Genomic DNA, 13,133 nt, shown 5'->3' with positions numbered 1-13,133 from the left:
GTCTTCTCACGGCCTTGATTTTGGGGCTAATAGGCCCCCGAAAGCTGCCCTATGGGCGCATTTTGCTGCTGACGGGTGAAAAGCAGCCAAAAACAGTCATTTCCAACAAGAAAGCCCATCATGAAACGCGTCGATGCCTACGGATTGAAGATCGCTCCCGTTCTGTTCGATTTCATCGCCAAGGAAGCGGCCCCGAAAACAGGGATCGCGCCGGATGCGTTCTGGGCCGGGCTTGCCGGCATCATCAAGGAGCTGGGGCCGAAAAACCGGTCGTTGCTCGCGTTCCGCGACACGTTGCAGGCCAAGATCGACGACTGGCACCGGGCCAACAAGGGCAAGGCGTTCGACCTCAACGCCTATACCGCCTTCCTGAAGGAGATCGGCTATCTCGTTCCGGAGCCGGCGACGCAGAAGGTCGAGACCGCCAATGTCGACGAGGAGATCGGCAAGATCTGCGGTCCGCAGCTCGTCGTGCCGCTCACCAATGCGCGCTATGCGTTGAACGCGGCGAATGCGCGCTGGGGCTCGCTCTATGATGCCTTCTACGGCACCGACGCGATTCCGCATGATCCATCCGAGAGCGGCAAGGGCTACAATAAGGCGCGCGGCGACAAGGTGATCGCCAAGGCCAAGGCGTTCCTCGATACCGCCGTGCCGCTCGCGACCGGCAGCCACACCGACGTCACCGCCTATAGCGTCGTCGCGGGCCAGCTCGCGGTGAAGCTGAAGAGCGGCAACGCCACCGCGCTGAAGAACGCGGCGCAGTTCGCAGGCTTCCAGGGCGATGCGGCCGCGCCGTCCGCCGTGCTGCTCGTCAACAACGGCCTGCATGTCGAGGTCAAGATCGACCGCAGCAGCGCGATCGGGAAAGACGATCCGGCCGGCGTCGCCGACATGATCATGGAGGCCGCGGTCTCCACCATCCTCGACATGGAGGACTCCGTCGCCGCGGTCGACGCCGAGGACAAGGTGCTGGTCTACCGCAACACGCTCGGCCTGATGAACGGCACGCTGTCGGCCGATTTTGAGAAGGGCGGCAAGACGCTGACGCGCTCGCTCAACGCGGACCGCAGCTACAGGACGCCCGATGGCAAGGGCGAGCTCAAGCTGCACGGCCGCAGCCTGCTCCTGATGCGCAATTGCGGTCACCACATGTTCACCGACGCGGTGCTGGACGAGAAGGGCGAGGAGATTCCGGAGGGCCTGCTCGATGCCGCCGTGTCGGGCCTGCTCGCCATTCACGACCTCAAAGGCAATTCCAAGGTCAGGAACAGCCGCACCGGCTCGGCCTATATCGTCAAGCCGAAGATGCACGGCCCCGACGAGGTGTCGCTGACCTGCGAGATTTTCGATCGTGTCGAGAAGATGCTGGGCCTGCCCGAGAACACGCTCAAGGTCGGCATCATGGACGAGGAGCGGCGCACCACCGTCAACCTCAAGGCCTGCATCCAGCGTGCGTCCAAGCGCATCATGTTCATCAACACCGGCTTCCTCGACCGTACCGGCGACGAGATCCACACCTCGATGGAAGCGGGCCCGATGATCCGTAAGAACGAGATGAAGGCGCAGGCCTGGATCAAGGCTTATGAGGACTGGAACGTCGATATGGGCCTGATCTGTGGCCTGCCCGGACATGCCCAGATCGGCAAGGGCATGTGGGCCGCGCCCGACAAGATGGCGGACATGCTGGCCCAGAAGCTTAGCCACCCGCAGGCCGGGGCCACCACCGCCTGGGTGCCCTCGCCGACGGCGGCGACGCTGCACGCGCTGCACTATCACCAAGTCAACGTCATTGCGCGCCAAGAAGAATTGGCCCAGGGCGGCCCGCGCGCAAAACTGTCGGACATCCTCACCATCCCGGTGTCGAAGTCGAACTGGGCGCCTGACGACGTCAAGCAGGAGATCGATAACAATTGCCAAGGTATTTTGGGCTATGTCGTGCGCTGGATCGACCAGGGCGTCGGCTGCTCGAAGGTGCCCGACATCCACGATGTCGGCCTGATGGAAGACCGCGCCACATTACGCATCTCCAGCCAGCATCTCGCCAATTGGCTGCACCAGGGCGTCATCACCGAAGCGCAGGTGATGGAATCCTTGAAGCGCATGGCCGTCGTCGTCGACAAGCAGAACGCGGGCGATCCGATCTACAAGCCGATGGCGCCCGCCTTCGACGGCGTCGCCTTCAAGGCAGCCTGCGACCTCATCTTCAAGGGCCGCGAGCAGCCGAACGGTTACACCGAGTACATCCTCACCGCGCGCCGCCGCGAGGCGAAGGCAGCGGGTTAAATAGCCTCAGTTCGAAGGGCGAAACCGTCCCGGCGCGCAGCGGAACGGCTGCGCGCCGCTTGCGTTGTAGGGCCATCAACTCGATGGAGATGGTCATGGACTGGAATCGCATCGAAGGAAACTGGAAGCAGTTCAAGGGATCGGCCAAGGAGAAATGGGGCAAGCTCACGGACGACGACCTCAGCTCGATCGAGGGACGCCGCGAGCAACTCGAGGGCCGGCTCCAGGAACGTTACGGCAAGGCCAAGGACCAGGTCCGTCAGGACGTCGACGACTGGCTCAAGTCGCTGCATTGAGGCAGCACGAAAAAGCCCCGGCCCAAGCCGGGGCTTTTTTGTTGGAATATCCGGAGGCCCGCTAAAACACCGCGAGATATTTCAAGAGCGACACGATACCGATGATGATGACGATCACGCGCGCGATCTGCTTGGCGCGGCCGTCCATCGGAAGCATGTTGATGAGATAAAGCACGAGAATGACGACGAGAAAGGTGACGAGTACGCCGACCAGCATCGTGAGGGCCCCCCTTCAGGCAAATTACCAATGAGGTCTTAACGCCGGTCGCTCGCGCTGGTTCCATTGCCGCAACCCGCTGCAATTTCTATAGATTACGTACTTCTACGATCGGGTCGCAGCCCGAAGTTTCACCCTTCGCTCTCAGATATCTGTGCGCTCGCGCCGCGAGCGGCGTGCGATTGCCGATGCCACCGCTCGACGGCGGAGATTGAGGCGCCAGCGGCGCCGCTCACTCAACGGCTCCCCCTACTCCTTCGCCACCACCGGTACCTGACGGAATCTGGCGCGCACCGATTCCGGCAGCGGCGAGAAATTCATCGCAACGCCGCGGCGGTCGTTGGCATTGCGGTTGGCAACCACCAGACCGTTGGCACCGGCGACGATGTCGCCCTTGCGTAAGGTGGGATCGTCCTCGATCTTGACCTGGGCCAGGCCGGCCGGATCCTTGCCGTTGCAGGTGCAGCCCGCGACGATCTCGTTGCGGTAACGGAAGGCGTTCGGCAGATCGGAATAGGACTTTCCGTTCTCCGTCGTGGCCTCGTCGATATTGCTGCCGTAGACCAGCGAGGTCTCGGACGCCGGGCAGAAGCTCTTGCAGGACTGCGCCTTGCTTTCGGCATCCGTTCCTTGTGCCGGAAAATAGCGGCCGTCGCATCCGCGCACGCAATAGGCGGTGCCGCCACCATAGGCGGCTCGCTGGCGCGGCACGTCATATCGCGGCATGTCATCGTTCGGGAACGGCGTCCGGATCTGCGGAGGCCGCGCGCCGAACGCACCGAACAACGCCGAGAAAAAGTCCTCCGCATGCGCCGGCGGCGTCAGTGCGAGGCCGAGAGAGATGATTGTGAGCACGGCCGCCGCACCGCCGGTCAGCTTGCCAATCGAGCGTTTACACATCTGACCTCGCTCAATCCTAGTTCAGCGCCGACGTCGTGATGTTCAGCGCCTGCCGCCCCGAAGGCAACGCGGTCACCGCCGGACGCTTGCGCACGGAATCGCCGCCGCCTTTCGCCATCAGAGGCGCGTTCTTCGGCAGCACCACGACCTTGGCGCCGACACTGACGCGGTTAAAGAGATCGATGACGTCCTCGTTGGTCATGCGGATGCAGCCGGACGAGACGAACTTGCCAATGGTGCTGGGATCGTTGGTGCCGTGGATGCGGTATTCGCTCGAGCCGAGATACATCGCGCGGGCCCCGAGCGGGTTACCCGGACCGCCCGCGACGAAACGCGGGAGATAGGGCTGGCGCGCGATCATTTGGGCCGGCGGATGCCAGTCCGGCCACTCCGCCTTACGGCTGACGCTCTGCACGCCCGACCAGGTAAAGCCTTCGCGGCCGACGCCAACGCCATAACGAATGGCGCGGCCATTGCCGAGCACGTAGTAGAGATAGGTGTTGCTGGTATCGATGACGATGGTGCCGGCCGGCTCGCTCCTGTCGAAGCTGACGATCTGCCTGCGCAGGCGGTCGGGCAGCTGGGCATCTTCGTCGGCGGCTTGCGGCGCCTCGCTTCCATAGCCCTGTGAATAGCTCTGATCCTGCGGATACAACTGCGGCCGGATCGGCGCAAAGCCGAGGGTTTGCGCACTCGCGCTGCCAAAGGGCACGGTGAACAGAACGGTCGCGAAGGCAAACGCAGTGACGGCACGCGGCGAGAAGCGGCGGACGAGAGAGAAGCTTGTCATGTGCTGCCCCATTGGATGTGTGCATCCGGGTGATGCGCCAGCCAAGCAACGCCATCGGGCTGATCTAAGTTCCGGCGCGGAGCGCGGCCGCGACGTCACAGTCAAGCGAGCGTTTCTTCACGAAGGCGCGATGGAACTGCTACCGCGATCACGCGTTCTCACCTCGTAAATGGGCGCGCGGATCGCGGCTTCCGTGCGGGAGAGGTATTGTGCGCGTCCTTCCCAGCGAACGTCTGCCTCCCGGCAAAAGCGAAGGTGAACCGCTTCCCGACAGCCATAGCGAGCTGCCGCCGGTCATCCGCCGCACCGAGTTCGTCGCTTTCGCACTCGCAGGCCTGCTGCTGATTGCGGTCGTCACCGTACTCTATGTCGGAAGAGCTTTTTTCCTGCCCGTGGTGATGGCCTTCGTGATCGGCACCATGCTGTCGCCGGCGGCGAGCTTCCTGGAGCGATGCAAGGTGCCACGCGCGCTCGCCGCCGTGCTGATCGTGGTCGCGGGGACCGCGGTGGTTGCCTTCGCCCTGGCGCTGATCGCCTCGCCGATTATGGAGTGGAGCACGCGCCTGCCGGAGCTCGGCGCGCAATTGAGGGACAAGCTGCACGTGTTCGACCGGCCGCTGGCGCTGTGGCGCGAGCTGCAAGGCATGGTCGGCGGCTCGGAGGCATTCCCGAGCTTCCAGATGCCGAAGGTCGAGTGGGTGCAACCGACGCTGGAATTCCTGTCGCCGACCTTCACTGAATTTCTGCTGTTCTTCGTCACCCTCATTCTGTTCATCGCAAGCTGGCGCGACCTGCGCCGGGCCATGATCATGACCTTCAGCGATCACGACGCGCGGCTGCGCACGCTGCGTATTCTCAACGAGATCGAGGTCCATCTCGGCAACTACCTGCTGACCGTCACTCTCATCAATGTCGGCGTCGGCGTCGCCACCGGCCTGATCTGCGCGCTCACCGGCATGCCCAATCCGGCCGGGCTCGGCGCGCTGGCGGCAACGCTCAATTTCATCCCGATCATCGGGCCAGTCGCGATGTTCGCCGTGCTGGTCGTGGTTGGGCTGGTCGCCTTCCCGACCATCAGCGGTGCCCTCATGGCGGCGCTCGCCTTCGGCGGCCTCACCTTCCTGGAAGGGCACTTCATCACCCCGACCATCATCGGCCGGCGGCTGGCGCTGAACGCACTTGCGGTCCTGCTTGCGCTCGCATTCTGGACCTGGATGTGGGGCCCGATGGGCGCGTTCCTGTCGTCGCCGCTCCTGATCGTCGGCCTGATCCTCAAGGAGCATCTGTTGCCGGCGGATTCGCCGCAGTTGCCGCAGGCCTGAGGCGGTTTCCGCAAACGGAACTTCCCCGACGACGAAACGTTCTCCGGCTATCTCAGCCGTCAACAGTTTGGAGCTCCCGATGTCCACGACCAATGCCGAAACCGGGATGAAAGACTGGACCGACAAAGCCACCAGAGAACGCCTCGAGAAGGATGTAGCAGCCGTGAAAAGCGATATCGCCGCCCTCACTGAACAAATCACCGACGCGCTCAATACCTTCGCCAATTCCAGCAGCAAGCAGGCTCGCCGCGGCTATCGCCAGGCGCGCGAGAACGTGGATTCCGCGATGGACGATATGTCCGAGCGCGGCAGCGCGATGATGGAGGCTGCGCAAGACGCCTACGGCTCGATCGAGGAGACGCTGGAAGAGGCCATCACGCAGCGGCCGCTCGCGACCGTCGGGCTCGCCCTCGGCATCGGCTTCCTGATCGGCGTCGCCTGGCGCCGGTAGGTTTGCGGAACGGATCTTGAGACGGCGACGCTGCCGCGCCGCCGATGTCGGCGTGTGGCGGTTCGGCTTGTGGGGATTTGAGGAGCAAGGCCATGTTTCAGCGCATCATCGACGGGATCAGTGCATCCACCGGGACCACTGTGCGACTGACCTCCCTTGCCGCAGGCGCGGCATTCGCGCTCTTCATCACCACGTGCTTCCTCTGCGCCGCGGCCTTCATCTTGGTGCTGGAGAAATATGGTCCGGTGCAAGCCTGCCTCGCGGGTGCCGGCGTTTTCTTTCTGCTTACCTTGGCCGCAGCAGTGAGCTACTGGGCCTATAAGCGGCAGTTGCGCAAGCAAGCCCAGATCGCGGCCGAGCGTGCCGCGAAGTCGGCGGCGCAGAGCATGCTCGCGGACCCCATGCTGCTCGCCACGGGACTCCAGATCGTCCGCGCCATCGGAATCAAGCGGCTGTTGCCGATCTTGGCGATCGGTGGCGTCGCTCTCGGAATCATGGCGAGCCGCGCCGGCGTTCCCGACGAGGCATCGGCCGAGCCCGCCGAGTGACGACCAGCGTGGGTTAGAAAATTTCGCCGCAACTGCTGCCATCTGATCTGGTGGAGCTCGGCAGGAAGGCGCTGCGCAATTTTGCGCCATCCGGCACGGATGTCCCCGCCATCACGCAAACGCTACTCGGATGGGCAGGCGGTTGCCGCTAAAAGCGGCGCCCCTGATTCCAAAAGTCTTTTTCGCAATGAAACCGTCCGTCAAGGCGAACCTCGCCGCATTCCAACCCGACGCCAGGCTGTATTTGACACTCGGCATCGCCAACTGGTCGGTTTTCGTCGACCACATCCCGAACAACGTCGTCAACCTGCTGACGCTGCGAAATTTCGGCTTCAGCGGCGCTGCGGATTTGTTCGTGTTCGTGGTGGGCTATGGCGTCGCCATCATCCACGGCCGGATGGCGCTGGAGCGCGGCTACGTCGTCGCGGCGACGCGCATCTTTCGACGTGTCTGGCGGCTCTACGCCGCCTACGTCGTCCTGTTCGTCATCTATATCGACACCATCGCCTATGTCGCCTCGCAATCGATGGCACCGGAGATCATTCACGAATACAACATCTCGGGGATTCTCGAGCACCCGCTGCGCATCCTGATCCGCGGCCTCGTGCTCCAGGAGGAGCCGCTGAACCTCGATCTCCTGCAATTGATGATCCCGCTGATGGCCTTCTTTCCGCTTGTGCTGTGGGGCCTGTTGCGGCGGCCGAATGTGACGCTCGCGGCATCGGTCGCGCTGTACCTTGCCGCACGCTGGTTCGACTGGAATTTCCGGGTCTACCCGGATCAGGAGTGGACCTTCAATCCGCTCTGCTGGCAGGTGCTGATGGTGCTGGGCGGCTGGTTCGCGGTGACAGGCGCACCCGGACGGACGTTGCGCAGCATGCCCTGGCTGCGGATCCTCGCAGGGACCTATCTCGTTTTGGCGATGGCGGTCACCTTGATGCGCCATTCACCGGCGCTCTCCGCTTATCTGCCGAACTTGCTCCTCGACGCCATTGCGCCGACGGAAAAGGAAAACCTCGCGCCTTATCGCGTGCTTCACTTCCTCGCCCTCGCCTTCGTCGCGACCCATCTCATTCCGGCCGGTCATCCCGGCCTGCAGTTGAAGCCGCTTCAGGCGGTCATCCGATGCGGCGAGGAATGGCTCGCCGTGTTCTGCGTCGGCGTGTTCCTGTCCTTTGCTGGGCATCTCGTCCTGATCACGGGGCCCAATCTGGTGGTGATGCAGGTCGTGGTGAGCCTCGCAGGCTTCGCCGCGATGACCGCGGTCGCCTACTACATCGCCTGGTCGAAGTGGCAGGACCTGCCCGCAGCCCTGCGGCACCAGGCCTAGCGGGGAGCCCATTTCCGATTCTCCTAGGCTCGCCGCCGCGGCTGCGCTATGCGAATCGAGCGCAGGTTGCGCGAGGAGACCGGGCCAGGTCATGGCGAGAAATGAGGGTGAAGAGTCTGACGGCGCGCCGCCCCGGCGCGGCCGGCCGCGGTCGATCGAGACCGCCAACGCCATTCTCGAAAGCGCGTACGCGCTGATGGCTGCGACCGGCCTTGCCGCCACCACCATCGACGCAGTCGCGCGCAATTCCGACGTCTCCAAGATGACGATCTACAAATGGTGGCCATCCCGGGAGGCGCTTTTGATCGACGCCTTTCTTCACCACGCCGCACAGATGCTGCCGCTGCCCCCGGAGAGCTCCGGCACGCCTGCGGCGCGTGCGCGCCGCCACGCCGCGGCCTATGCCGAGGCACTCCAGGGCGAGTTCGGCAAGGTGCAGCTTGCCGTGATCTCCGAATGCATTTCGAAGACCGGCTCCGCCGAACTGTTCTACGCCCGCTATCTGCAATTCCGCCGCGACGCTCTGGTGGAGATGATCGCAGCAGGCCAGAAGGACGGCAGCATCCTGGCCGAGGGACTGCCCGAGGATCTCTATGACGCGATCTACGGCGGCCTGTTCTACCGCTACGTCTTCGGCATCGCGCCGGTCACGCCGGCCTACGCGCGCAATCTGGTCGACCTGGTGTTGCAGCCGAAGGGCTGAGGTGCCGCTCTACCGCACCGGCTGCGAAAACTTCTCGGTGCGATCGCGCTCGGACATGTCGACCACCGTCTCCATCGGCGCGGTCAGCTCGTAGACGTAGGAGACGTCGGTGAAGTAGCGCTTGGCGGTGCCGCCGAGCGCCTCGGGCGCCACGCGGTCGAGCAGGATCAGGCCGAAATCGGAATCGGGGCGGCGCGTCGCCTCGCTGGTGTTGAACTCCTCCCAGCGGAAATTGAAAATCTCGTCGGGCTCCTCGCCCGTCACCGTCCAATTGGCGGTGATGTGCGGATGCTTTCCGACCAGCGACAGGCCTTCGTCGGAATGCGAGGCGAGCTCGAAGAACAGCAGAGACAGGCTCTGCGCCGCGCGCGCGCTGACCGCGATGTCGGGACCGGTGACGGCGATGCGTTCGGCATGCGGGATGGCGCGCGCTTCGAACAGGCCCTTCAGCTTGACACCCTGCCATTGGCTCTCGCTGAGCAGCGAGACCACGTTCGACATGGCGTGGATGCGGCCGATCAGGAGCTCGCGCGCGACGTCGATGTCCGAGCCGTGGCGCAGCGTGCGCGTCACGATCGACTGGATCACCGCCAGGATGTTCTTGACCCGGTGATTGAGCTCGTCGATGACAGCGGTCAGCCGCCGCTCGAAGCCAATCCGCACCTGGATTTCCCGGCTGAGCCGCAGGTTGTTGTAGGCGACATAGCCGAACAGGCCACACACCATCGCGGTGATCGCAAAGCCGATCGCCGCCACGATGATGGCAGTCTGTTCGGCGCGACGCGCCGAATTGGTCTTCGCGTAGTAGGCGAGCTGCCAATCACGGCCACCGAAGCTCACCGTGCGCATGGCCGACGGCGCCAGCCCGTCCGCCGCCGTCGCGCGCGTGGAGACCACGCCCTGGTCGTTGGCAACGAGCTCGCCGCCGTCCTTGCGCGGATCCCTGAGCGCGACCGAGAACAACGACATGTCGTCATTGGTCAGCATCAGCGAGGCAAGCTCATAAGAGAATGTGACGAACCCGGCCGGCTCCGTTGCTCCCTCGGGAATGACGGGCGCGGCCACGATGACGCCGATCGGCCCGTCGCCGCTGAGCAGCGGAATCGGATCCGAGGCAACCGACCGCTTCTCGGCGCGCGCACGCGTCAGCATGGCGCTGGAAACCGGATCCTTATCGTAGCTGCGGCCGGGCAGCGTCTTGGTCTCGTTGCTGCGCGGCTCGAGATCCATCAGCACGTCGATCGGCTGAGTAACCTCGGCGGGATTGATCGGCTTGTCGTCAAACGTGCGGATCCGCGGATTGGGGAAGCCGGCGCCGGCAATGGCAGCCTGCGCTGCGGCAAGCTCATTCGGCTTCAGGCGGGCGATCCAGCCGGCCACCACGAAATCGGTCTTGAAGGCGTAGATGGCCGAGCGCAGCGGCTCCAGCATGTTCGGCTTGATCACGGATGGCGCACGGAACAAGCCGGAGGCGACACGCGCGAGCAGCTCCCGCTCGGTGAGGCGGTCCTGGACCAGGCTTGCGTGAACGTCAATCGCACGCGCGAGCGCGATCCGGTCCAGCGCCAGCTCCTGATCGTGAACGCGATAGGCCGCAAGCCCGGAGAGCAGGGCTCCGAGCAGAGCGATGAAGCCGATGATGAAACCCAGCCGGACCACTTCGACTACTCAGGCGAAAGCAAGAGGTCGGCAATAATTGTGGACCATATGAACGCCGCTCGAACGGCCATCTGCCGAAACAGGGTGAACCCCAGTGGCGGAGATAATGGAGGAGGAGGCATCAGTACGCAACGTAGGTCGGCTGACAAGCTTAATCCGCCCGGCCGATGGTCAGGCCGGAATGGCTGCCCCGAGGCGGAGGTAGTTAATCTCCATGTCTAAAATTTGTTCCGCCGCTCTGAGCCTGCTTCACCCGTCAACCGCGAAAACCACCTGCGCCAAGTCGTCGCGTCGGTCAGCCTGCCCGCCTCAGGCCACCTTTGGCTTCGATGAACGCGACAATGCGGTCGAGCCCCTGGCTCTTCTTCAGGTTGGTCATGACGAAGGGACGCTGGCCGCGCATGCGCTTGGCGTCCGTCTCCATCTTTTCCAGGGAGGCCCCGACATGGGGCGCCAGGTCGATCTTGTTGATGACAAGAAGGTCTGACCGGGTGATGCCCGGGCCGCCCTTGGACGGAATCTTGTCGCCGGCGGCAACGTCGATGACGTAGATGGTGAGGTCGGCCAGCTCCGGGGAAAAAGTGGCAGCGAGATTGTCGCCGCCGGACTCGATCAGCACGAGATCGAGGCCCGGAAACTTCGCGCGCATGTCCGCCACCGCCGCGAGATTCATCGAGGCGTCCTCGCGAATCGCGGTGTGCGGGCAGCCGCCGGTCTCGACGCCGGCGATCCGATCCGGCGTCAGCGAACCCGAACGCACGAGGTATTCGGCATCCCATTTGGTGTAGATGTCGTTGGTGATCGCGGCAATGTCGTACTGCTCGCGCATGGTCTTGCAGAGCAGGTCCATCAGCGCGGTCTTGCCCGATCCGACCGGGCCGCCGACGCCGACACGTAAGGGGCCGTGAGACGTAGCCATTGATTCCTTCCTATCGTCGTCCTGGCGGAGTGTGACGCAACGTGCTCACGATCTGAACAGCCGCGTATATTGTGTCTCGTGCCGGAGGCTGGCGAGATCGGCACGGAAGGTCGCGCTGCCGAGATCGTCCAATGTCGCATTCAGCGCACGATTGGCGGTCGCGACGACGGCGGCTTCCAGCCTCACCAGCACACGCTGGCTGTCGGTCTGGCCGAGCGGAATGAGACGGCTGGCCGCGGAAATCCAGTTCGAGACCAGCGCATGCAGGAAAGCGTGCAGCGTCGGCGCCAGCGGCACACCATGCATCGCGGCGACCACGCCGACGGCGACGGGATAGACCAATGGCGTGCGGCATGCCGCGACCATCGCATCCAGCCCATCGGCATCCCACGCCGCGCGCGCGATGTCGATGAAGGCGCGGCCTTGGGAGGTCGTTTCCAGCTGTCGTTCGCGCGACGGCACGAAGGCGGCCGCGAGCTCGGCGATATCGCTCAAAGTGGTGGTCTCGTCGGCTTCCGCGGCGCGATAGGCATGGACCAGGAACGTTGCATCGCAAAGCCCGGAGCCGTCGCCGAGCATAGTGTCGAGCCAGTCGACCAGCGTCGCGGTATCCGTGATGTCGCCGGCCTCGACCGCCCATTCGATGCCGCTGGAGTAGGAGAAACCACCGACAGGAAACGCCGGCGACAACCAGGTCATCAACCGGTACAGCGCCGCCGCCTCGCGCTCGGCGAGATCAGCGGCGCCGACCGGCTCATTTGTGGTCATGAGCATGCTTATGGCCGTGGTGATGGTCGCGGTGGTCGCAATGCTCGTCGTGGTGATGGCGATGATCGTGACCATGATCAACATGGCCATGTTCGTGATGATGGTGGCCGTGATCGTGATGCGCATGGGCGTCGTGACCATGCGCATGACCGGCGTCGGCATAGGCGCCGCCTTCGGGATCGAACGGCGCCTCGATCTCGATCACGCGGGCGCCGAGACCTTTCACCATGGCTTCGATGACGTGGTCGCGGCGGATACGCAAGGCCTTGGCCATGATCTGCGTCGGCAGGTGGCGGTTGCCGAGGTGCCAGCCGACGCGGATGAGATGGTGCGGATCGTGGCCGCGGATTTCCAGCAGCGGTTCGGGCGCCGCCACCACCTCCACCAGCCGGCCGTCCTCCAGCACCAGCGCATCGCCGCCGCGCAGCGCGACAGCATGCTCCAGGTCGAGCAGGAATTCGAGCCCCCGCGTCCCCGTCATGGCCATGCGGCGACGGTGCCGATCGTCGAAATCGAGCACCACCGTATCCACGGGTGCTTCCGTGAAGCGGTGCTGCCCCCTGACCTGCGTCGCCCGGATCATGCATTTACCCTGTTTACCGTGTCTCGACCTTCTCGGGCGTGATCACCTCGATCTTCGGCGGCGCCGTGAAGCACTTCACCGCGACGCGGCCGAACGTCTTCATATGCTCCATGGCACGATGCGGCACCAGCGCCTCGGCGTTCTCCCACTGCTCGACGAACACCATTTTGGCAGGGTCGGTGACGCTCTCGTGCAGATCATAAGCGATATTGCCGGGCTCTTTGCGCGTCTCCTTGATGCAGGCGGTGGCGGCTGCAATGAATTCGGCGCGCGTTTCGGGCTTGATGGTCAAGGTGGCAACAACATAGATCACGAGAAATCCTCCCGGCTTTTCTTCTGGGTTCAAGATACCGGCGGGACA

At 64.0% G+C, this 13,133-nt stretch carries 15 protein-coding genes; 7 read left to right on the top strand and 8 right to left on the bottom strand.

The features are described 5' to 3' along the window. Positions 1–120 precede the first annotated feature (120 nt). Positions 121–2,286: a malate synthase G gene (locus IVA87_RS22715; protein WP_247304781.1), complete on the top strand. Its 2,166-nt coding sequence runs from the start codon at positions 121–123 to the stop codon at positions 2,284–2,286. 95 nt (positions 2,287–2,381) lie between these two features. Next, a complete protein-coding gene (locus IVA87_RS22710) occupies positions 2,382–2,582 on the top strand; it encodes a CsbD family protein (RefSeq protein WP_247277808.1) in 201 nt (66 codons plus the stop codon). Between the two features lie 61 nt (positions 2,583–2,643). Here IVA87_RS22710 and IVA87_RS22705 read toward each other — a convergent pair whose 3' ends face one another. From IVA87_RS22705 to IVA87_RS22695, 3 genes are all read right to left on the bottom strand, one after another. After that, the gene (locus tag IVA87_RS22705; protein WP_008546817.1) at positions 2,644–2,799 is read right to left on the bottom strand and encodes a Thivi_2564 family membrane protein; all 156 of its coding nucleotides are present in this window, start codon (positions 2,797–2,799) and stop codon (positions 2,644–2,646) included. A gap of 249 nt (positions 2,800–3,048) precedes the next feature. Next, entirely contained in the window at positions 3,049–3,699 is a 651-nt protein-coding gene (locus IVA87_RS22700; RefSeq protein ID WP_247304784.1) for a DUF2865 domain-containing protein, read from the bottom strand. 16 nt (positions 3,700–3,715) lie between these two features. Beyond that, positions 3,716–4,489 (bottom strand): L,D-transpeptidase, encoded by a 774-nt coding sequence (locus tag IVA87_RS22695; protein ID WP_247335001.1) that lies wholly within the window; start codon positions 4,487–4,489, stop codon positions 3,716–3,718. A gap of 209 nt (positions 4,490–4,698) precedes the next feature. On the opposite strand from IVA87_RS22695, the gene IVA87_RS22690 reads away from it, so the two are divergent. The 5 genes from IVA87_RS22690 to IVA87_RS22670 all read left to right on the top strand — a co-directional run bounded on the left by IVA87_RS22690 (position 4,699) and on the right by IVA87_RS22670 (position 8,843). Then, positions 4,699–5,811: an AI-2E family transporter gene (locus tag IVA87_RS22690; protein ID WP_247304790.1), complete on the top strand. Its 1,113-nt coding sequence runs from the start codon at positions 4,699–4,701 to the stop codon at positions 5,809–5,811. A 79-nt stretch (positions 5,812–5,890) separates the two neighbouring features. Continuing rightward, complete coding sequence (locus IVA87_RS22685) at positions 5,891–6,262, top strand: DUF883 family protein (protein ID WP_247304793.1); 372 nt, start codon at positions 5,891–5,893, stop codon at positions 6,260–6,262. 92 nt (positions 6,263–6,354) lie between these two features. After that, positions 6,355–6,810 (top strand): hypothetical protein, encoded by a 456-nt coding sequence (locus IVA87_RS22680; protein ID WP_247277813.1) that lies wholly within the window; start codon positions 6,355–6,357, stop codon positions 6,808–6,810. 187 nt (positions 6,811–6,997) lie between these two features. Beyond that, a complete protein-coding gene (locus tag IVA87_RS22675; RefSeq protein WP_247304796.1) occupies positions 6,998–8,140 on the top strand; it encodes an OpgC domain-containing protein in 1,143 nt (380 codons plus the stop codon). A 91-nt stretch (positions 8,141–8,231) separates the two neighbouring features. Beyond that, positions 8,232–8,843 (top strand): TetR/AcrR family transcriptional regulator, encoded by a 612-nt coding sequence (locus IVA87_RS22670; RefSeq protein WP_247304799.1) that lies wholly within the window; start codon positions 8,232–8,234, stop codon positions 8,841–8,843. A 9-nt stretch (positions 8,844–8,852) separates the two neighbouring features. Here the strand turns inward: IVA87_RS22670 and IVA87_RS22665 are convergent, their stop codons facing one another. The 5 genes from IVA87_RS22665 to IVA87_RS22645 all read right to left on the bottom strand — a co-directional run bounded on the left by IVA87_RS22665 (position 8,853) and on the right by IVA87_RS22645 (position 13,085). Next, positions 8,853–10,502, bottom strand: coding sequence for an HWE histidine kinase domain-containing protein (locus tag IVA87_RS22665; protein WP_247304801.1), 1,650 nt, complete (start codon positions 10,500–10,502; stop codon positions 8,853–8,855). A 295-nt stretch (positions 10,503–10,797) separates the two neighbouring features. Next, a complete protein-coding gene (gene ureG, locus IVA87_RS22660) occupies positions 10,798–11,421 on the bottom strand; it encodes an urease accessory protein UreG (RefSeq protein ID WP_247304803.1) in 624 nt (207 codons plus the stop codon). A 45-nt stretch (positions 11,422–11,466) separates the two neighbouring features. Next, positions 11,467–12,195, bottom strand: coding sequence for an urease accessory protein UreF (locus tag IVA87_RS22655; protein ID WP_247304921.1), 729 nt, complete (start codon positions 12,193–12,195; stop codon positions 11,467–11,469). Beyond that, entirely contained in the window at positions 12,176–12,772 is a 597-nt protein-coding gene (ureE, locus tag IVA87_RS22650) for an urease accessory protein UreE (protein WP_247334998.1), read from the bottom strand. Before ureE ends, IVA87_RS22655 begins: the two co-directional genes overlap by 20 nt. Before the next feature lie 13 nt (positions 12,773–12,785). Then, on the bottom strand, positions 12,786–13,085 hold the full coding sequence (locus IVA87_RS22645; protein ID WP_007599815.1) for a putative quinol monooxygenase: 300 nt from the start codon (positions 13,083–13,085) through the stop codon (positions 12,786–12,788). Positions 13,086–13,133: the final 48 nt, after the last annotated feature.

The organism is Bradyrhizobium sp. 147 (assembly GCF_023073935.1).
In the GTDB taxonomy this organism is placed as follows: Bacteria; Pseudomonadota; Alphaproteobacteria; order Rhizobiales; family Xanthobacteraceae; genus Bradyrhizobium.
The sequence above is the reverse complement of the archived record's forward strand: the minus strand, read 5'-3'. Positions and strand labels throughout refer to the sequence as shown.